This is a genomic window from Pseudomonas sp. NPDC087817 (assembly GCF_044742875.1).
Classification (GTDB): Bacteria; Pseudomonadota; Gammaproteobacteria; order Pseudomonadales; family Pseudomonadaceae; genus Aquipseudomonas.
Genome location: NZ_JBIUVJ010000017.1, coordinates 26,704 through 44,317 on the forward strand (window position 1 = coordinate 26,704; position 17,614 = coordinate 44,317).

Here is a 17,614-nt window from a genome sequence, read left to right on the forward strand (position 1 = left end):
TCCTGAAAACCAGAGGCTTACGCCTCTGGCTTTATTTAAATTCAGGCTGCTTTGCCAAACTCTATGCTCAGTGCTTTTTTACGCTGTTCGGCGAGTGTTTTGATGATCAATGGCTCGACATCCAGATAGTCTTGTTCTTCGATAGTCATGGTGGTGGCGCCGTTGTAGATTTCGACACTGGAACTGGACCATTCAACAAACAGGACCTTGGTGGGCTGAGCCTTGGCGAAGTACTGCACCGCGGCGACTGCCATGGTGATTTCACCATCAGCATCCTCCAGCGAACTGGTCATGCAGAAGTTGCCACCTTCAGCTCTTTTCGAGTTTTTCTCAAACAGCTTCAATGCTTCCGGCTCGTTCTTGAGAGCTTCCAGAGTGGCGTCCGCTACAGTCGATAGCACTTTTAATGCGGCTTGACCTTGATTGACTGCCGCACCCACCGCTGTATGGATCAAAGACAGCGCCAGGTTATCCATGGTCAGTTTCTGCGAAGACGCTGTGTAGCGGTTATAGGGTTGGCTAAACGGAAACCAACCGGCCAGCTGCATGATTCGCATGAACTCGGCGTAGCGCTGCTCTCTCTGATTGGCGTTCGGAAATTTGAGCAGGGCGCTCAGGTCCGCATACATATAGGTATTTTTGACAATCCGTTTGCTGCGCTTGGACATGCTTGCGTCAAAACCCGCAACACCCGATCCCATAATGGCGGCGTTCAGTTCATCCTTGTCGACTGGCAATACGGCACCGAAGCTGGCGACACGCGGTTGCAGTACCGGTTGGGATTGCGCAGCAATGACTTCATTATTCTCCTTGATAAACGCAATACGTTGCGCAGCGGTAAGAACGTGATCAGTAACTTCATTCATAAATACGATTCCTTCGAGTTAGTTAGAACACCGTCATGGCGTAGTTGCAAAGTAACCGTCATCCAGCGCCCAGGCAACTTGCATTTCATTCAATTAGTTTCAGAAAACAGAACACTAATACGGCCATATTTTCAGCAAGTCAGACGCCAGCCGAAAGTTCTATTTCCTTCATGCGCATTTCACGCAATGATTCTGCCAATGAATCCCGATATCGATCCATCTGCCGCGGCGTGATCACAAAGCGTCGGGACTGAATATCAAGTTGCGACGTCGTGTGCCGGAGATTCCAGAACAGATGAGTTGATACCCATTCGGAACTCAGCAAACGAACGTTACTGATCACAATCTCCAACTCCTTGTGAAAATTGTATTGCGCTGGGGAAAAACGGAAGTCGCCCCACTTGCGTGTGCTGTCGGTAAACAACTCAATAGCTCCCGGGTTGTACTCAAGCCGCTGAAACGTCTCTTTCATCCGGCTGACCTTTTCCCTGCTTAATTGAGTGGACAATGAATTCGCCCACACCTCCAGCACATCACCGGAAAAATCACGAGCTGCGACAATGACCGGGGCATGCTCCAGACCCCAACCGACGGACCACATGACGCCTGAGTAAAACTCGAACCAGTCTGCAGAAGACCGCTTTCTGTTAAAGCGTTGGTCAGCCCGGTATTCCGCCCAGCGCATGCTGTTCTTGATGAACTGCTTATCCGCGTGCGTCAGCCCGGCAAAAAAAGACAGTACATTACTGCCCATTACCGTTGAACTGCTTTCATCAGAGAGTGAATTGAACGGTTGTTGAACGGTGCTCATATACAAGTTACTCCTTAACATTCATTGGCCTGGCGGCACTTGACGATTAATACTGCGCGCACATCCGTTAATAAAGTTGCGCGCCACTCAACAACAACTTAACAACAAATAAATAGCCTTTAGAAAAACAACCTAAACATTTGATTTCCGCTAGTTCTTTAAAAATCGATAGCAGTCAGTGCGCAGCCATCGCGTTATCATGTCGCCCATTAATGGTTAAGCACGCGATTGAGGAACGGCATGACACCCTGGCTGACGGTTGTGGGAATCGGTGAAGACGGCTTCAAGGGCTTGGGCAAAAATGCCCGGCGAGCTCTGATGGGCGCCTCGCGGATCGTCGGCGGCCAGCGCCAACTGGACCTGTTGCCGGTGTGCATTCGTGGTGAACGGCAATTGTGGCCGAGTCCTTTCTCCCTGGCGCCCGTGCTGGAACAGCGTGGCGAAGCGGTGTGCGTCTTGGCCAGCGGTGACCCGATGTTCTACGGCGTCGGCGCCAGCCTGGCGCGGCAGATACCGAGTGACGAGATGCTGATCCTACCGGCGCCGTCTTCCTGTTCGCTGGCTGCCGCCCGTCTCGGCTGGCCGTTGCAAGAGGTGGTGACGCTGTCCTTGGTGGCCCGGCCGCTGGCAGCGCTCAACGCGCATTTGTTCAGCGGCGTGCGCCTGTTGTTGCTGAGCAATGACGGACAGAGTCCGGCGGCGGTCGCGCAATTGCTCCGTGAGCGTGGCTTCGGTCCGAGTCGGATGAGCGTGCTGGAGCATCTGGGTGGTAGCGCCGAACGCCGCGTCGATGGCACGGCCAGTGACTGGAACGACTCACCGATTGCCGATCTGAATGTCATCGCCCTCGAATGTCTGGCCGATGCCGATACGCCGCGCCTGTCGCGTTTGGCCGGGCTGCCCGACTCGGCTTTCCGGCATGACGGCCAACTGACCAAACGCGACGTGCGTGCCATCACCCTCGCCCGGCTCGCCCCGACGCCCGGCGAACTGCTGTGGGACGTCGGCGCCGGCAGCGGCTCGATCGGCATCGAGTGGATGCGCGCGCATCCGAGTTGCCGAACACTCGCTATCGAGGCCGATGACGGCCGCCAGCAATTGATCGAATACAACCGCGATGCGCTGGGCGTGCCCGGCCTGCAATTGATCCGTGGTCGCGCCCCGCAGGCACTCGCAGGGCTGGAGCGCCCGGACGCGATATTCATTGGTGGCGGCGTGACCCGTGAAGGCGTGTTCGAGACGTGCTGGGAACAACTCAAACCCGGCGGCCGACTGGTCGCCAACGCGGTCACCCTGCAAAGCGAAGTCACCCTGATGAACTGGCGCGAACGCTACGGCGGCGAGCTGACGCGCATTCATGTCGCCCAGGCGCAACCGCTCGGCGAGTTCGACACCTGGCGCCAGGCGCTGCCGATCACCCTGCTCGATCTGGTCAAACCTCTCGATGCGTGACGAAACCGCCGAACAACCCGCACCGCTGCGCAGCGGCCTGACCACCGGCAGTTGCGCCACCGCCACCAGCCTCGCCGCCGCTCGCCTGTTGCTCGGCGGGATCTCGGCCGACGCGGTGCAGATTGTGTTGCCCAAGGGCAAGCAAGTGCAGATGCGTCTGGAGTTCTGTCGCCTGACCGCTGACGGCGCCGAAGCCGGGACCATAAAGGATGCCGGTGACGACCCGGACGTGACCCACGGCGCGCTGCTTTATTCGCGAGTGCAGCTGAAAGACGAACCGGGAATCCGTTTCATTGCCGGTGTTGGCGTCGGCACCGTGACCCGCCCCGGGCTGGTGCTGGGCGTCGGCGAACCGGCGATCAATCCGGTGCCGCGCAAGATGATCAGCGATCACCTGAGCCTGCTCGCCACCGAAACCGGTTATGCCGGCGGCTTCGATGTCACGGTCAACGTCGAAGGCGGCGAAGCGCTGGCGCTGAAAACCATGAACCCGCGCCTGGGCATTCTCGGCGGCCTGTCGATCCTCGGCACCAGCGGCATCGTCCGGCCATTTTCCTGCGCGGCTTACATCGCGTCGATCCATCAAGGCATTGATGTCGCCAAGACCAACGGCTACCTGCATATCGCCGCGTGCACCGGCAATGCCAGCGAAGACACCATGCGAAGGGTCTACGACCTGCCGGAAATCGCCCTGATCGAAATGGGCGATTTCGTCGGCGCAGTGCTCAAGCATTTGCGCAAAGTGCCTGTGGATAAACTCAGCCTGTGCGGGGGCTTCGGCAAGATCAGCAAACTCGCGGCCGGGCATATGGATCTGCACTCCCGTCACTCGAGCATCGATCTGCCGCAACTGGCGCAGTGGGCGGCGGCGATTGGCGCTGATGAGGTTTTACAGCAAGGTATTCGTGAGGCGAACACCAGTCAGCAGGCATTGGCCATGGCCAGTGCGGCGGGGATCGCGCTGGGCGATGAGGTCTGTCGCCATGCGTTGAATTTCGCTCGCAGCGTGGTGCCGGCGCAGGTGCAGGTCGAGGTGTTTGCGATTGATCGTCAGGGCGGGATTGTCGGCCATGCTGGAGGTTTTCAATGAAGCGGATTCTGCTGCTGGGCGGTGTGACCGAAGCGCTGGCGATTGCTCGCACGCTGGGGCCGGAACACATTTACAGTTTGGCCGGGGTTGGCCGAGTGCCGACTGATTTGAGCTGTCAGGTGCGCGTCGGTGGCTATGGCGGTGCCGAAGGTCTGGCGCAATTCGTTCGTGACGAAGGTATCGATCTGCTGCTCGATGCGACTCATCCTTATGCCGCGCAAATCAGTCTGAACGCCGCCACCGCCGCGCAACTGACTGGCATCCCCTGCTGGGCCTTGCGTCGTCCTGCGTGGCAGCCACAGCCGGGCGATGACTGGCGCGAAGTCAGCGATTGGGCCGAACTGATCGCCGCACTCAAACCGTTTCACCGCCCGTTGTTCACCCTCGGTCGCGAGCCGCTGCAACACCTCGACGAAATCCCTGTTGACCAGTTCTGGACCCTGCGCGCACTGGATGTTTATCCGGGCAACGAGCGCTGCGAAGTGATCGGCGCCCGCGGGCCGTTTCTGCTCAAGGATGAACGGGCGCTGTTCGAGCGGCGGCAGATCGATGTGCTGATCAGCAAGAACAGCGGCAGCACCGCGACCGAGCCGAAGCTGGAAGTGGCGCGCGAGCGTGGGGTGCCGGTGATTGTGTTGAAGAGGCCGGGGTTGCCGGCGGTTGATCGGGAGTTTGCATCAACGTCTGAAGTCCTCGCCGCCCTCGCGACTGTTTGTTAACCCTGAAACATCGAAAACGTAAGTCCGCCTTCGCGGGCAAGCCCGCTCCCACAGTAATCGGTGGTGTATCCAGATTTTTTGAACGCCTCGCAACCTGTGGGAGCGGGCTTGCCCGCGATGACGTCTGTTCTGCCTGCATATGCCTTTAATCCTACAACCACGCAGGACACAGCCCACAACAACTTAACGAATCACCGACTTTCAGCATCCAGAGTCCACACTTACGCTCACCGTCTTTCAATCCTAAGGCGTGTACATCCTATGTCAGAAAAATTCCTCCGTTTCGACGTCAAGGACTTTCTCAAAACACCTGCCGATCTTGGCCAGTACGTCAAGGGTTGCGAAGTCGAAGACTCGGGCGATGGGCAACTCAACCGATTAGCATTCCGAGACGTCATGCAGACCATTCGTGAACGAATAGAAAACGACCCGAATTTCGCCCAGGCATTGCGAATCGAAGCCGCTACACTCATTCACAGTGGCGAAATCGAACTCGGGCGCAGACTCCTCAACCTCTTGCAAGAGGCACTGCGACACCAAACCGCACGACGCTTTTTTACTTATCGGCCCTGATCAGGCTAAATAGCCGCGCCTGATCGCCCACCCAACGGATCTGTCCCATGAACCGACACCGGCTAGCAATTGCCTGGATCGCCTGCTTTGCAGTGCTGTTCAACATGCTCGCCATGCCGATGACGGGAGCGATGGCGCAGGTGGCCAATTCACCGGCCGAACAATTGCTCTGGAGCAGTTTCTGCACCGGCAGCGGGACGAAGATGGTCGCGATCAACATTGCCGCCACCGATCAGCAAGCCCCGCCCAACGACAGCCATTCCAACATGCAGCATTGCTGGTGCTGCTCGGGCTCGGCGCCATTGGTCGCGCTGCCGGGGCATACGCCGCAGCTGTATTTCGCCCGCTATGACAGCAATCGCAGCGTGGCGCCCGCCTCACTGCAAACTCCCACACCGCGCCAGCAATGGCCAAGTCTCAACCCCCGCGCTTCCCCTCTGGTTTGATTTGTTCGCGCAATTGACCTGCGTTTCAAATCATTCTGGAGAACTGCCATGTTGAACAAACTGATCGTCATCGCTGTGCTGCTGGTGCCTGCGTGCTTCGCCCATGCCCACGAATACAAGGCCGGCGAGCTGGAAATCGCTCATCCGTGGTCGCAAGAGCTGCCGCCCAACGCGCCGACGGTTGCCGCCTATTTCGTGATTCACAACGCCGGCAAAACCGCTGATCGCCTGCTCAGCGTTGATTCGCCAATCGCCCCTGAAGCGCAACTGCACGAGCACGTGATGCAGGGCGATCTGATGAAGATGCAGCAAGTGCCGAGCGTCGAAGTCCCTGCCGGCAGCGAGGTAACCTTCGCGCCGATGGCTTATCACGTAATGCTGCTCAACCCAACCGATCGCAGTCTGCTCAGCGACGGCAAGCGCTTCCCCCTGACGATGCATTTCGAAAAGGCCGGTGACGTCACCGTCGAAGTCGCCGTGCAGAAGAAGCCGCCGCAAGACATGCCGGAACACGCGCACGCCCAATAACCGATCCGGTTGACGTCGCCCATGCGCCCGTTGAGCGCCAGGCCCTCCGCGCCACGCCGTCAGGCTGAACACCTGACCCGCGGCAGCTGGATCGCCCTGTTCGCCATGTTGATGATCTTCATCGGCCCACTGATTTCTCAGTCGATGCCGATGGATCAGCACGCCTCGACATCCATGCCAATGAGCATGGACATGTCGATGGAAATGCCCGGCATGGATCACTCCGGGCACGCTGCAAAACCCGTCGCCGAACACTGTCCGCCGCAATCCTCACATCACGCGATGTGGGAAAAGTGCGGCTATTGCAGCCTGCTGTTCAACTGTCCGGCGCTGACGGGCGGCGGTACTTTTGCCACGTTCAGCATCGCCCACGTCAACACCTTCACAGCGCCCTCTCCACGCCTGGGCCACGCCCGGCAAACCTTCTTCCCCGGCGCCCGCAGCCGCGCACCGCCCATCGCAGCGTAATCACCCGCCTCTGATTGCACACGGTTGAGAAGACAGCTTCAGGCTGCCGGCCGTGTCGTTTACGACTGTTTGATGGAAATTGTCATGTCCAGGTTTTCTGCTGTTCCACGCTCGGGCGCTGCCCAGGCGACCTTTGCCTTGAACGAATCGCGGATTCGTTTCTCGCACGCTACCGCCGTCCTTTGCGGCGTATTGCTGGCCCCGCTGGTGCTGGCCGATGAGCACACCGGCCATTCGGAAGAACTGAGCCCGACGGTGATCACCGCCATCGCGCCGAGCTCGCCACTGACCATCGTCACCAACCCCAAGGACCCGCGCCAACCGGTGCCGGCCAGCGATGGGGGTGATTATCTGAAAACCATCCCGGGCTTTGCCCTGGTGCGCAATGGCGGCACCAACGGCGATCCAGTGTTGCGCGGCATGTTCGGCTCACGTCTGAACATCCTCACCAACGGCGGCGTGATGCTCGGCGCCTGCCCGGGCCGGATGGACGCGCCGACCTCGTACATCTCGCCGGAAACCTACGACAAACTCACCGTGATCAAAGGCCCGCAAACCGTGCTCTACGGCCCCGGCGCCTCGGCGGGCACGGTGCTGTTTGACCGAGAACCGGAGAGCTTCGGCGAACTCGGCACCCGAGTGAATGCGAGCATTCTGGCCGGCTCCCACGGGCGCTTCGACAAAGTCGTCGACGCCGCCGCCGGCGGGCCATTGGGCTACGTGCGGGTGATCGGCAACACCGCGCATTCCGACGACTATCGCGACGGTAACAACGACGTCGTCGGCTCGCGTTACGACAAGTGGAACGGCGACGTTGCGCTCGGCTGGACGCCGGACGCTGACACCCTGATCGAACTGACCGCCGGCAAGGGCGACGGCGAGGCACGCTATGCCGGGCGGGGTATGGACGGCTCGCAGTTCCTGCGCGAAAGCCTCGGTCTGCGCGTTGAGAAATCCAACATCAGCGACGTGCTGGAGAAGCTGGAGGCGCAGGTCTACTACAACTACGCCGATCATGTGATGGACAACTACACCCTGCGCAAACCATCCGGCACCGGGATGATGGCCGGGCCGATGGCGTCCAACGTTGACCGTCGCACCCTAGGCGCACGGATCAAAGCCACCTGGCGCTGGGCTGATATCCAGCTGATCACCGGTCTCGATGCGCAGACCAACGAACACCGTCAGCGCAGCGGCATGGGCATCGATACCTACAAGGATCAGCCCTACACCAAGGACGCCGACTTTCATAACTACGGCGTGTTCAGCGAAATGACCTGGTACGCCGCCGACCGTGATCGGCTGATCACTGGCGCCCGGGTTGATCGCGCCTCGGCCAAGGATTATCGGCAGAGCAGCGGCTCCGGAATGATGTCCCGGCCGAATCCCACCGCCGATGAAACCCGCGCCGACCCCCTGCCAAGCGGCTTCGTGCGTTACGAGCATGACCTGGCCGACAGCCCGACCACGCTCTACGCCGGCCTCGGTCACGCGCAACGCTTCCCGGATTACTGGGAGCTGTTCTCGCCGAAATCCGGCCCGGCGGGCTCGGTCAATGCCTTCGATTCGATCAAACCGGAAAAGACCACTCAACTCGACTTCGGCGTGAACTACAAGAGCGCCGACCTCGAAGCCTGGGCCTCGGGCTACATCGGCGTGGTGCGTGACTACATCCTGTTCGACTACGCGCCGACGAGGATGGGCATGAGCACTTCGCGCGCGGAAAACATCGACGCGCGGATCATGGGCGGTGAACTCGGTGCCGCTTACAACCTCACCGACAACTGGAAAGCCGATGCGACCCTGGCCTACGCCTGGGGCAAGAACAGCAGTGACGGCAAGGCACTGCCGCAGATGCCGCCGCTGGATGCACGTTTCGGCCTGACCTATACCGAAAACAACTGGAGCGCCGGCGCGCTGTGGAGGGTGGTTGCCGCGCAAAACCGCATCGACCAGAACAAGGGCAACGTGGTCGGCAAGGATTACGACAAGAGTTCCGGCTTCGGCGTGTTCTCGCTCAACGGTGCCTACCGGATCAACAAAAACTGGAAGGTCAGCAGCGGCGTCGACAACCTGTTCGGCAAGGCGTACGCCGAACACCTGAACCTGGCGGGCAACGCCGGTTTCGGCTACCCGGCCAATGACCCGCAAGCGATCAATGAACCGGGGCGCACGCTCTGGACCAAGGTGGACATGAGTTTCTGACACCCACCCATGTGGGAGCGAGCCTGCTCGCGAAGGCATCGTGCCAGACGACATCAATGTTGGATGTGCCGTCCCCTTCGCGAGCAGGCTCGCTCCCAGAGGGAATGCGGTGTAGCAACCTGAATGAACAACTAGAAGATCCAAGCCAAGCGGAGCAAACGTGATGCAAAAGCCCAAACCGAATTTCTACAACCTGGCCTGGCGTTGGCATTTCTATGCCGGATTGTTCGTCGCGCCGTTCATGGTGATGCTGGCCCTGACCGGCATCATCTACCTGTTCAAACCCCAACTCGACTCGCTGATGTACAGCAGCCTGCTCAACGTCCCGGCCGGCCATCACACCGTCCCCGCCGATGACTTGCTGCAGCGGGTAAAAAGCGCCTATCCACAGGGCCAGGTCACGCAATATCTACCGCCAGTGAACGCCGAACGCAGTGCGCAGTTTGTCGTGACCAACGCCGGCCACGAACTGAATGTCTTCGTCGATCCGTACCACGGCGACATCCTCGGCGAGCAGGATGCCAAGCAGAATCTGCAAGCCATCGCCCGCGCCATCCACGGCGAATTGATGATCGGCACCGTCGGTGACCGGTTGATCGAAATGGCCGCCGGCTGGGGCGTGGTGCTGGTGGTGTCGGGACTGTTCCTCTGGTGGCCACGCGGTCAGGCAGCGGGGATTCTCTGGCCGCGCCTGAACAGTCGCGGCCGCGTGTTGTGGCGTGATCTGCACGCCGTCACCGGGTTCTGGGGCGCGACGCTGCTGCTGGTGATGCTACTCAGCGGCATGACCTGGACCGGCTTCTGGGGCAAGCAATACGCGCAGGTCTGGAACGTGTTCCCGGCAGCGATGTGGGACAACGTGCCGACCTCCGACGTTGAAGCCCGCAGCCTCAACAGCGCCACGCGCCAGACCGTGCCATGGGCGATGGAAAACACGCCGATGCCGATGTCCGGCGACCACGCCGAACACATGGCCCACAGCGGCATGCAACACGGCCCTGCCGCGCCAACCATCAGCCTGCAAGACGTGCAGAACATCGCCATACAGCGCAAGGTCGAGCCGGGTTACAGCATCACCTTGCCGACCACCGCCACCGGTGTGTTCACCATCGCGGTGTTCGCCGATGACCCGCGCAACGACGCAACCCTTCACGTCGATCAGTACACCGGCAACGTCCTCGCCGATGTGCGTTTCGAACAGTACGGCACGGTGGCCCGCGCCACGGAAATCGGCGTGATGCTGCATGAAGGCAAGATGTTCGGCACCTTCAACCAGATCGTCGTGCTGCTGATCTGCCTGATGATTCTGCTCAGCGCCGTCAGCGGCGTGGTGATCTGGTGGAAGCGCCGGCCACAGGGCAAGTTCGGCGTGCCGCCGCTGCGGCATGACTTGCCGAAGTGGAAAACCGGCGTGGTGATCATGCTGGCGCTGGCGGTGATTTTTCCGCTGGTGGGGGCTTCGCTGGTGGTGGTGTGGCTGCTGGATCGACTGTTGCTGTCGCGATTTGGTCGACAAGCTGAATCTGCCTCACCTTCATCATGAATCAGGCGAGATGCGCGTTTTAGACAGCTCTATAGAATGCCGAGGCTTATAATTCGGCAGCCCTTAGTGTTACTGTATAACTCTTGTTTGCCATTCTGCCCGCGGCCAAAAGCTGCGGGCTTTCTTTTGCAGAAGTGATTCACCGCCCCGATGAACAAGTACCTCTTGTCCAGCCTCTGCCTGTTCGTGATGAACAGCGCCCATGCCGATAGCCAAGCGCTGACCCTGCCCACCGGCAGCATCACTGCGCCGGCAGTTGACGAGGAAAACGTCAGTCTAACCACGCCGACCACCGCCGGTTCGCGCCTGAACCTGACGGCCATGGAAACCCCGGCCAGCGTCGAAAGCCTCAGCGGCGAGCAAGTCCGCGCCCGTGGCGATCAAAGCGTGCAGGACGCTGTATCGCGCAGCACCGGCATCAGCCGCACCGGTACGCCGGGCGATGGCGGCACGTCGCTGCAGGCACGGGGTTTTACCGGGCAGAGTTCGGTGATGCAGTTGTATGACGGCAACCGGATGTACACCGGCATGGGCACGGTCACCTTCCCGGTCGACACCTGGTCGGTGGAGCGCGTCGATGTGCTGCGCGGCCCGGCCTCGGTGCTGTACGGCGAAGGCGCGACCGGTGCGGTGGTCAACGTGATCCCGAAGAAGCCGTTCGAGGGCGAGATCGAAAACCATGTGCGCGTCGGTTACGGCTCATACGACCGCCAGCAGCAAGCCTTCGACAGCGGCGGCTCGCTGACCGATACCCTGAGCTACCGCCTCAACCTCAATCGTCTGCGCAGCAACGGCTGGATCGATCGCGGCGATTCCTCCAGCGACTTCATCAGTGCCGCGCTGCGCTGGCAGGCCACTGATGATCTGGCGTTCACCCTCGCCCATGACTATGGCGACCAGCGCCCGCAGAACTATTTCGGCACGCCACTGATCAACGGCCGGTTGCAGGAAAGCCTGCGCGACAAGAACTACAACGTGCGCGACGACAAGCAGCACTACAACGATCAGTGGACGCGCCTGACCAGTGACTGGCAGATCAATGACTCGGTCAGCGCCAGCAACGAGCTGTACTACCTCAAGGCCCAGCGTCGCTGGCAGAACGCCGAGAACTACAACTTCAATACCGACACACAACATTTGAGCCGCAGCGGTTACTTCGGCATCGGCCACAAGCAGGAGCAGGTCGGTGATCGCCAGACCTTCACCTTCAAACACTCACTGTTCGGTCTCGACAGCCAGACCGTTACCGGTGTCGATTACAACCGCATCCGTTTCCAGCTCAACAGCAACTCGCCATTCAACGACGTGTTGCCGAATGGCCAGCCACTGGATCTGCATCACCCGCAATCGGGTTATTTCGAGAGCAGCAATCCGTACCGCGACCAGTTCGACAGCACCACCCGACAAATGTCGGTGTTCGCTGAAAACCGCACGCAGCTGAGTGAGCGCTGGTCGCTGGTGACCGGCGTACGCCGTGATTACGTGCACGTGGATCGCAACGGCCTGACCGATGGCAGCCAGAGCGACAGGACCCTGACCGGCAATAACTGGAAGGCCGGCCTGGTGTTTGCGTTGACGCCGCAGACTTCGTTCTACGGTCAGATGGCGACCAGCACCGATGGCATCGGTGGCTTGATTTCCCTTAGTCCGAATCAGCAGCAGTACGATTTGTCGACCGCCCGCCAGACCGAGATCGGCCTCAAGCAGTTGTTCTGGGATCAGCGCGGCGAGTTCACGCTGGCGGCCTATCGCATCGTCAAAAAGAAACTGCTGACGGACGACCCGGGCAACCCGACGCTCAAGCAACAGGTCGGCCAGCAGTCATCCAACGGCCTGGAAGCGAGCCTCGATCTGCAATTGCCCTACGCCTGGCAACTGCAAGCCAACGCGGCGATCGTGAAGGCCAGGTACGACGATTTTTCCGAGGTGGTTAATGGTCAGACCCTGTCGTACAACGGCAACCGTCCGGTGGATGTGCCACGTCGTACCGCCAATCTGTGGTTGAACAAAAACCTCAGCGATGACCTGAAAGCCGGCGCGGGTCTGCGTTATGTCGATGCGCGTTACGCCGACATGGCCAACCGCAATGAGCTGCCGAGTTACACCGTGGTGGATGCGACCCTGTCGTGGAAAGCCTTGCGCAACACCACGCTGGGCTTGCAGGTGAACAATCTGTTTGACCGCCAGTACGCACAAAGCCAATACAATGAGGGCCAGCAGTGGATACTCGGCGAGCCGAGATCGTTCTTTGTCACGGCTGATTACACCTTTTAAAAGCGGAAACACTCTTGTGGCGAGGGGATTTATCCCCGATGGACCGCACAGCGGTCCCAAACCTGTAATCACGGTTTATCAGAAGACCGTATTCATCGATTTACGACGGCTTCGACGCCGATCGGGGATAAATCCCCTCGCCACAAATGCTACTGAAATCAGGAAAGTAATGACGTCACTGACCCTCACCAACCTCGCCTGGACACCGCTGGGCCACGGCCACTGCCATCACCAGTTCCAACTGCGTGACGCCTCCTTGCAAGTGGCTGCCGGTGAGTTCGTCGGGCTGATCGGTCCCAACGGCAGCGGCAAGACCAGCCTGTTGCGCTGCGCCTACCGCTTCAGCCAACCGGAAAGCGGTGAGGTCAGTCTCGATCACCACAACGTGTGGAAGCAGTCCTCGCGCTGGTGCGCGCAACGCATCGCCGTGGTCCTGCAAGAATTTCCCGACGCCTTCGGCCTGACCGTCGAAGAAGTCGTCGCCATGGGCCGCACGCCGCACAAGGGTCTGTTCGATGGCGAAACCCTCGAGGATCGCAACTTCGCCACCCAGGCGCTCAAATCGGTAGGCCTGGAAGGCTTCGAAGACCACGCCTTCGCCACCCTTTCCGGCGGTGAAAAACAGCGGGTGATTCTTGCCCGCGCCCTGACCCAGCAACCGCAACTGCTGATCCTCGACGAGCCGACCAACCACCTCGACCCGCGTTATCAGCTGGAACTGCTGCAACTGGTCAAACGTCTGCAAATCGGCACGCTGGCCAGCATTCACGACCTGAACCTCGCTGCCGCTTTCTGCGACCGACTCTATGTGATCAACCACGGACGCATCGTCGCCAGCGGCACGCCGCAAGAAGTGCTCACCACCGAACTGCTGCGCGAGGTTTTCGGCGTCGAGGCATTGATCGACTCCCACCCCCTTCACGGCTACCCGCGAATCACCTGGATAACCCGACCATGACTGTGCGTTCCCTGCTTTGCGTCGCTCTTCTGTTGTGCAGTGCCCAGGCGCTGGCCGAGGCCACGAAGTACCCGCTGACCATTCAGAGCTGCAACCGCGAAGTGACCTTCAAGCAAGCGCCGCAACACGCGGTCAGCCACGACATCAACATGACCCAGATGATGCTCGCCCTCGGCCTGAAGTCGCGCATGGCCGGTTACAGCGGCGTCAGTGGCTGGAAGTCAGTGACGCCCGACATGCAGTCGTTGCTCGACGGTTTGCCAGAGCTGGCGGCGAAATATCCGTCGGTGGAAACCCTGCTCAATGCCAACGTCGATTTTTTCTTCGCCGGCTGGGATTACGGCATGCGCGTCGGCGGCGACCTCACCCCGCAAACCCTGCAACCGCTGGGCATCAATGTGTATGAGTTGACCGAGTCCTGCGCGTTCGTGATGAAGCGCCCGGCCGCATCGCTTGAAGACACTTACAACGATCTGCGCAACCTCGGCAAAATCTTCGACGTGCAGGATCGCGCCAATGCGCTGATCGCCCGGATGCAGGCGCAAGTCGCCGACGTGCGCAAAGACCTGCCCGCCGAAAAACCGCGGGTTTTCCTCTACGACAGCGGCGAAGACCGCGCCATGACCTCCGGCCGCCTCGGCATGCCGCAAGCGCTGATCGATGCAGCGGGCGGGCACAATATTCTCGATGACGTCGAAGCGAGCTGGACGCGGGTCAATTGGGAGACCGTGGTCGAGCATAATCCGCAGGTCATCGTGATCGTCGACTACAGCGAAATCACTGCCGAGCAGAAGATTGAGTTTCTGCTGAACAACAAAGCCCTGCAATCGGTGGACGCGATCAAGAACCAGCGCTTCATCGTCATTCCGTATGTGCAGGCCACGCCGGGGATCGACAACGTGCTGGCGGTGGAAACCCTGGCCAAAGGTTTCCACGGCGAATGATCAACCGTCGCTACGCCCTGCTGCTGATCGCCCTCGGCGCCGTGTTGCTGGTGTCGTGCGTGGTGTCGCTCGGCTTCGGCCCCGCGCGGGTGCCGGTGGACGTGGTGTGGCGTATTTTGCTGCACAAGACGCTTGGTATTGGCGAGGTGGACTGGAGCGCCGGGCAGGAACACATCGTCTGGCTGATCCGCGTGCCGCGCATGTTGCTCGGCGCGCTGGTGGGCGCCGGTCTGGCGCTGATCGGCGCGGTGTTGCAAGCGGTGACGCGCAATCCTCTGGCCGATCCTCATCTGCTTGGCGTGACATCAGGGGCGACATTGGGCGCGGTGATCGTGGTGCTGCATGTCGGTGAAATCATCGGCCTGCTGACCTTGCCGATTGCCGCATTCATCGGCGCCCTGCTGAGCATGCTGGTGGTGCTGGCGATTGCCAGTCGGCAGGGCCGGCTCGACAGTGACCGCCTGCTGTTGTGCGGCGTGGCGGTGTCGTTTGTGATGATGGCGATTGCCAATCTGCTGCTGTTCATGGGCGACCATCGCGCCAGTTCAGCGGTGATGTTCTGGATGCTCGGCGGCCTCGGGCTGGCGCGTTGGGAGTTGCTGGCGGTGCCGGCAGCGAGCGTGCTGCTCGGGTTGATCTTGCTGCTGGGCATGGCCCGCCCATTGAACGCGCTGATGGCCGGCGAACAGACTGCCGTCACCCTCGGTTTGAATGCTCGCTCGGTGCGCTTGCGGGTCTTTGTCATCGCCTCGCTGATGACCGGTGTGCTGGTGTCGATCAGTGGCTCGATCGGTTTTGTCGGGCTGATGGTGCCGCACATTGCGCGCCGTCTGGTGGGTGCCGAACACCGGCGATTGCTGCCGGCGTGCGTGTTGCTGGGCAGTGTGTTTCTGATCTGGGTCGACGTCGCCGCCCGCACGATGATCGCCCCCGAAGACCTGCCCATCGGCGTCGCCACTGCCGCAATCGGTGGGCTGTTCTTCATCGGTCTGATGCGCCGCCGCTGAACCAACACAGATCAAAAATGTGGGAGCGAGCCTGCTCGCGAATACGGTGTGTCATTCACCAGTGATGTTGACTGACACGATCTATTCGCGAGCAGGCTCGCTCCCACATTTGATTTGTAGTGAGCATAAAATCGCGCCCCAATCTGGCGCGGCCGCCTGCACCAACGCTCCCTCCGCGTTCCTTCATGGTGCATCGCGACCGCGCACAACCGCTCTAAACCGACGTTTTCCTGCCCATCCCCGACCGGGCACAGCCCTTGCAAAACACCCTTCAGTCGTCCGCATCTGCCAACCATAAAAAACTTTAACGTTCATGGAGATCGCACAATGAAGCGTCGCAGTTTGATCAAGGCTTTCACACTCACGGCATCCATTGCCGCGATGGGCATGACCTGGACTATCCAGGCCGCCGAGACCATCAAGGTCGGTATCCTGCATTCGTTGTCCGGCACCATGGCGATCTCTGAAACGTCGCTCAAAGACATGGCGCTGATGACCATCGACGAAATCAACGCCAAGGGCGGTGTGAACGGCAAGATGCTCGAACCGGTGGTGGTTGACCCTGCATCCAACTGGCCGCTGTTCGCCGAAAAGGGCCGGCAGTTGCTGACCCAGGACAAGGTCGCCGTGGTATTCGGCTGCTGGACCTCGGTGTCGCGTAAATCGGTACTGCCGGTGTTCGAGGAACTCAACGGCCTGCTGTTCTACCCGGTGCAGTACGAAGGCGAAGAGATGTCGCCGAACGTCTTCTACACCGGCGCCGCGCCGAACCAGCAGGCGATCCCGGCGGTGGAATACCTGCTGAGTGAAGATGGCGGCGGGGCGAAACGCTTCTTCCTGCTCGGCACCGACTACGTCTACCCGCGCACCACCAACAAGATTCTGCGCTCGTTCCTGCATTCCAAAGGCGTGGCCGACAAGGACATCGAAGAGGTCTACACCCCGTTCGGTCACAGCGACTACCAAACCATCGTCGCCAACATCAAGAAATTCTCGGCTGGCGGCAAGACGGCCGTTATCTCCACGGTCAACGGTGACTCCAACGTGCCGTTCTATAAAGAGCTGGCCAACCAGGGTCTGAAAGCTACCGACGTACCGGTCGTGGCGTTCTCGGTCGGCGAAGAAGAACTGCGCGGCATCGACACCAAACCGTTGGTGGGCAACCTCGCGGCGTGGAACTACTTCGAGTCGGTGGAGAACCCGCAGAACAAGAAATTCGTCGCTGACTGGAAAGCCTACGCGAAGAAACACAACCTGCCGGGCGCCGACAAAGCGGTGACCAACGACCCGATGGAGGCCACTTATGTCGGTATCCACATGTGGGCGCAAGCGGTAGAGAAAGCCAAATCCACTGACGTCGACAAGGTTCGCGAAGCACTCGCCGGGCAGACCTTTGCCGCGCCGTCCGGCTACACCCTGACCATGGACAAGACCAATCACCACCTGCACAAACCGGTGATGATCGGCGAGATTCAGAGCGACGGTCAGTTCAACGTGGTGTGGCAGACCGAAGGGCCGATCCGTGCGCAGCCGTGGAGTCCGTTTATCGATGGCAACGACAAGAAGCCGGATTATGCGGTGAAGAGCAACTGAGCCATTGGCTGTCAGGCCTGAGCAAAGGGCTTGAGCCTGACACCAATCCTGTGGGAGCTGGCTTGCCAGCGATGGCCTCACCTCGGTCCAACAGGTACACCGAGTCGCCTGCATCGCTGGCAAGCCAGCTCCCACAA

16 protein-coding genes are annotated in these 17,614 nt (G+C 60.2%); 14 read left to right on the forward strand and 2 right to left on the reverse strand.

Annotated features, from left to right (window positions below; genetic code table 11):
- Positions 1-41 precede the first annotated feature (41 nt).
- Together ACIONG_RS14160 and ACIONG_RS14165 are read right to left on the reverse strand one after the other, a co-directional pair.
- Entirely contained in the window at positions 42-866 is an 825-nt protein-coding gene (locus tag ACIONG_RS14160; protein WP_401300278.1) for a hypothetical protein, read from the reverse strand.
- Between the two features lie 139 nt (positions 867-1,005).
- Positions 1,006-1,677, reverse strand: coding sequence for a hypothetical protein (locus ACIONG_RS14165; protein WP_213027424.1), 672 nt, complete (start codon positions 1,675-1,677; stop codon positions 1,006-1,008).
- Positions 1,678-1,917: 240 nt separating this feature from the next.
- Here ACIONG_RS14165 and cbiE point away from each other — a divergent pair, with 240 nt between their 5' ends.
- From cbiE to urtA, 14 genes are all read left to right on the forward strand, one after another.
- Positions 1,918-3,129, forward strand: coding sequence for a precorrin-6y C5,15-methyltransferase (decarboxylating) subunit CbiE (cbiE, locus tag ACIONG_RS14170; RefSeq protein ID WP_401300280.1), 1,212 nt, complete (start codon positions 1,918-1,920; stop codon positions 3,127-3,129).
- Positions 3,122-4,219, forward strand: a complete 1,098-nt coding sequence (locus tag ACIONG_RS14175; RefSeq protein WP_315446366.1) for a cobalt-precorrin-5B (C(1))-methyltransferase — start codon at positions 3,122-3,124, stop codon at positions 4,217-4,219. Before cbiE ends, ACIONG_RS14175 begins: the two co-directional genes overlap by 8 nt.
- Positions 4,216-4,938: a cobalt-precorrin-6A reductase gene (locus ACIONG_RS14180; RefSeq protein WP_401300283.1), complete on the forward strand. Its 723-nt coding sequence runs from the start codon at positions 4,216-4,218 to the stop codon at positions 4,936-4,938. The genes ACIONG_RS14175 and ACIONG_RS14180 overlap by 4 nt, the downstream gene beginning before the upstream one ends.
- A gap of 261 nt (positions 4,939-5,199) precedes the next feature.
- The gene (locus ACIONG_RS14185; protein WP_213027420.1) at positions 5,200-5,511 is read left to right on the forward strand and encodes a hypothetical protein; all 312 of its coding nucleotides are present in this window, start codon (positions 5,200-5,202) and stop codon (positions 5,509-5,511) included.
- A gap of 47 nt (positions 5,512-5,558) precedes the next feature.
- Positions 5,559-5,957: a DUF2946 domain-containing protein gene (locus ACIONG_RS14190; RefSeq protein WP_103306114.1), complete on the forward strand. Its 399-nt coding sequence runs from the start codon at positions 5,559-5,561 to the stop codon at positions 5,955-5,957.
- A 48-nt stretch (positions 5,958-6,005) separates the two neighbouring features.
- The gene (locus tag ACIONG_RS14195; RefSeq protein WP_401300288.1) at positions 6,006-6,485 is read left to right on the forward strand and encodes a copper chaperone PCu(A)C; all 480 of its coding nucleotides are present in this window, start codon (positions 6,006-6,008) and stop codon (positions 6,483-6,485) included.
- A 21-nt stretch (positions 6,486-6,506) separates the two neighbouring features.
- Positions 6,507-6,953 carry a DUF2946 domain-containing protein gene (locus ACIONG_RS14200; protein WP_401300291.1) on the forward strand — a complete coding sequence of 149 codons (447 nt, stop codon included), beginning with the start codon at positions 6,507-6,509 and terminating at the stop codon, positions 6,951-6,953.
- An 84-nt stretch (positions 6,954-7,037) separates the two neighbouring features.
- The gene (locus tag ACIONG_RS14205) at positions 7,038-9,158 is read left to right on the forward strand and encodes a TonB-dependent copper receptor (protein ID WP_401300294.1); all 2,121 of its coding nucleotides are present in this window, start codon (positions 7,038-7,040) and stop codon (positions 9,156-9,158) included.
- Between the two features lie 163 nt (positions 9,159-9,321).
- Complete coding sequence (locus ACIONG_RS14210) at positions 9,322-10,701, forward strand: PepSY-associated TM helix domain-containing protein (RefSeq protein WP_401300297.1); 1,380 nt, start codon at positions 9,322-9,324, stop codon at positions 10,699-10,701.
- 150 nt (positions 10,702-10,851) lie between these two features.
- Positions 10,852-12,975 (forward strand): TonB-dependent receptor, encoded by a 2,124-nt coding sequence (locus tag ACIONG_RS14215; RefSeq protein ID WP_401300300.1) that lies wholly within the window; start codon positions 10,852-10,854, stop codon positions 12,973-12,975.
- Between the two features lie 169 nt (positions 12,976-13,144).
- Complete coding sequence (locus ACIONG_RS14220) at positions 13,145-13,933, forward strand: ABC transporter ATP-binding protein (protein ID WP_315446359.1); 789 nt, start codon at positions 13,145-13,147, stop codon at positions 13,931-13,933.
- Positions 13,930-14,877, forward strand: a complete 948-nt coding sequence (locus ACIONG_RS14225) for an ABC transporter substrate-binding protein (protein ID WP_401300304.1) — start codon at positions 13,930-13,932, stop codon at positions 14,875-14,877. Before ACIONG_RS14220 ends, ACIONG_RS14225 begins: the two co-directional genes overlap by 4 nt.
- On the forward strand, positions 14,874-15,884 hold the full coding sequence (locus ACIONG_RS14230; RefSeq protein ID WP_103306106.1) for an iron ABC transporter permease: 1,011 nt from the start codon (positions 14,874-14,876) through the stop codon (positions 15,882-15,884). Before ACIONG_RS14225 ends, ACIONG_RS14230 begins: the two co-directional genes overlap by 4 nt.
- 327 nt (positions 15,885-16,211) lie before the next feature.
- Positions 16,212-17,477, forward strand: coding sequence for an urea ABC transporter substrate-binding protein (gene urtA, locus ACIONG_RS14235; RefSeq protein ID WP_401300308.1), 1,266 nt, complete (start codon positions 16,212-16,214; stop codon positions 17,475-17,477).
- Positions 17,478-17,614: the final 137 nt, after the last annotated feature.

What these genes read in the sequence shown, in the direction of transcription:
- ACIONG_RS14185 (WP_213027420.1), top strand. Translation starts at nt 5,200, where the DNA reads ATGTCAGAAAAATTCCTCCGTTTCGACGTCAAGGACTTTCTCAAAACA.
- ACIONG_RS14195 (WP_401300288.1), top strand. Translation starts at nt 6,006, where the DNA reads ATGTTGAACAAACTGATCGTCATCGCTGTGCTGCTGGTGCCTGCGTGC.
- ACIONG_RS14225 (WP_401300304.1), top strand. Translation starts at nt 13,930, where the DNA reads ATGACTGTGCGTTCCCTGCTTTGCGTCGCTCTTCTGTTGTGCAGTGCC.
- ACIONG_RS14190 (WP_103306114.1), top strand. Translation starts at nt 5,559, where the DNA reads ATGAACCGACACCGGCTAGCAATTGCCTGGATCGCCTGCTTTGCAGTG.
- ACIONG_RS14230 (WP_103306106.1), top strand. Translation starts at nt 14,874, where the DNA reads ATGATCAACCGTCGCTACGCCCTGCTGCTGATCGCCCTCGGCGCCGTG.
- ACIONG_RS14220 (WP_315446359.1), top strand. Translation starts at nt 13,145, where the DNA reads ATGACGTCACTGACCCTCACCAACCTCGCCTGGACACCGCTGGGCCAC.
- cbiE (WP_401300280.1), top strand. Translation starts at nt 1,918, where the DNA reads ATGACACCCTGGCTGACGGTTGTGGGAATCGGTGAAGACGGCTTCAAG.
- ACIONG_RS14200 (WP_401300291.1), top strand. Translation starts at nt 6,507, where the DNA reads ATGCGCCCGTTGAGCGCCAGGCCCTCCGCGCCACGCCGTCAGGCTGAA.
- urtA (WP_401300308.1), top strand. Translation starts at nt 16,212, where the DNA reads ATGAAGCGTCGCAGTTTGATCAAGGCTTTCACACTCACGGCATCCATT.
- ACIONG_RS14205 (WP_401300294.1), top strand. Translation starts at nt 7,038, where the DNA reads ATGTCCAGGTTTTCTGCTGTTCCACGCTCGGGCGCTGCCCAGGCGACC.
- ACIONG_RS14215 (WP_401300300.1), top strand. Translation starts at nt 10,852, where the DNA reads ATGAACAAGTACCTCTTGTCCAGCCTCTGCCTGTTCGTGATGAACAGC.
- ACIONG_RS14175 (WP_315446366.1), top strand. Translation starts at nt 3,122, where the DNA reads ATGCGTGACGAAACCGCCGAACAACCCGCACCGCTGCGCAGCGGCCTG.
- ACIONG_RS14180 (WP_401300283.1), top strand. Translation starts at nt 4,216, where the DNA reads ATGAAGCGGATTCTGCTGCTGGGCGGTGTGACCGAAGCGCTGGCGATT.
- ACIONG_RS14160 (WP_401300278.1), bottom strand. Translation starts at nt 866, where the DNA reads ATGAATGAAGTTACTGATCACGTTCTTACCGCTGCGCAACGTATTGCG.
- ACIONG_RS14165 (WP_213027424.1), bottom strand. Translation starts at nt 1,677, where the DNA reads ATGAGCACCGTTCAACAACCGTTCAATTCACTCTCTGATGAAAGCAGT.
- ACIONG_RS14210 (WP_401300297.1), top strand. Translation starts at nt 9,322, where the DNA reads ATGCAAAAGCCCAAACCGAATTTCTACAACCTGGCCTGGCGTTGGCAT.